The following is a 1,235-nucleotide window of genomic DNA, read 5'->3' as shown; positions in this document are numbered from 1 at the left end:
TGTAGTGGTCAACTCATCCCGGACACGGTTTTGAGTTTTTCTTCCGTTTTCGCTGGGGCCAATCCATCGTTAAATTGATGAGGTCGGATCCAGTTGTAGTGATGCATCAGGTACTGGCTAATATCTCTCTGAGCCTGATGGCCGGTCATGTAGCCAGTGGTTGGTATCCACTCTGTTTTCAAGCTGCGAAAAACCCGCTCCATCGGCGCATTATCCCAGCAGTTTCCTCGGCGGCTCATACTCTGACGCATGCGATAACGCCACAGCCGCTGGCGAAAGTTGCGGCTGCCATATTGGGATCCCTGGTCTGAGTGAAATAGCAGGCCTTGCGGCTTGCCACGCTGCTCGTAAGCCACATCCAACGCCTTGATCACCAAGTCTGCATCCGGCTTTTCTGATAACGCCCAGCCCACCACTCGGCGAGCGTAAAGATCCATGACAACCGCAAGGTAGTGCCATTTCCCCTGTGCCCAGATGTAGGTGATGTCGCCGCACCAGACCTGGTTGGGCGCTTCGACATCAAATTCTCGGTTCAATATATTTGGGATATCCGGCCGCTCGACTGTCGCCTTTTTATAGGCGTGTGATCCTGGCTGCTTGCTGACCAACTCCAGCTCACGCATCAGCCTGCGTACCTTAAACCGTCCAATTTGCTCACCTTCTTCTTGCATCATCAACGTGATGCTTCGACTGCCGGGAGCACTTCGGCCCTGGGTGAACAACTCGCTCACTCGGCTACGCAGCCTGAGCCGCTCAACATCTGGTGTTCGCCGCCTTAGACGATGCGCGTAGTACCCCGAACGAGCGACCTCAAACGCCTCGCACAAGCAGTCAACAGGCTCATGGACGCTTAGCTGATTGATCAGCGCGTACGCTCGAGATCTTCCGACATCAAGAGCGCGGTAGCCTTTTTTAATATTGATTTCTCGCGCTCGAGGCGAGCAATCCGAGCTTCCAACTCCTGGATTTTTTGCTGCTCTGGTGTCAGGGCCTTGCTCTGGGGCGTGACGCCGGTGCGCTCTTGCTGAAGCTGGTCGACCCAGCGGCGCAGCGCCGACTCACCAACACTCAGTGAACGACTGGCTTCGATGAAGCTGTAGTTTTGCTTGAGCACGAGGTCGGCAGCCTCGCGTTTGAATTCAGCGGAAAAGGTACGGCGTTGTTTGGTCATCTGACACCTCGATCTGGCGAGTATTCTCGCCTAAAAGGGTGTCCGGTTTCATTAGACCACTACA

1 protein-coding gene is annotated in these 1,235 nt (G+C 54.8%); it reads right to left on the bottom strand.

Features of this window, described 5'->3' with window-relative positions:
* Positions 1-8: 8 nt before the first annotated feature.
* Positions 9-1,171 (bottom strand): IS3 family transposase gene (locus JQ845_RS22735; RefSeq protein WP_095019831.1). Its coding sequence is split into 2 segments (ribosomal slippage): positions 9-916 and positions 916-1,171, totalling 1,164 coding nucleotides; the frame shifts between segments, so codons are not numbered across the junction.
* Between the last annotated feature and the right edge of the window lie 64 nt (positions 1,172-1,235).

Source organism: Pseudomonas paraversuta (genome assembly GCF_904063065.1).
GTDB lineage: Bacteria > Pseudomonadota > Gammaproteobacteria > Pseudomonadales > Pseudomonadaceae > Aquipseudomonas > Aquipseudomonas paraversuta.
This window is presented reverse-complemented; position numbering and strand designations above follow the sequence as displayed.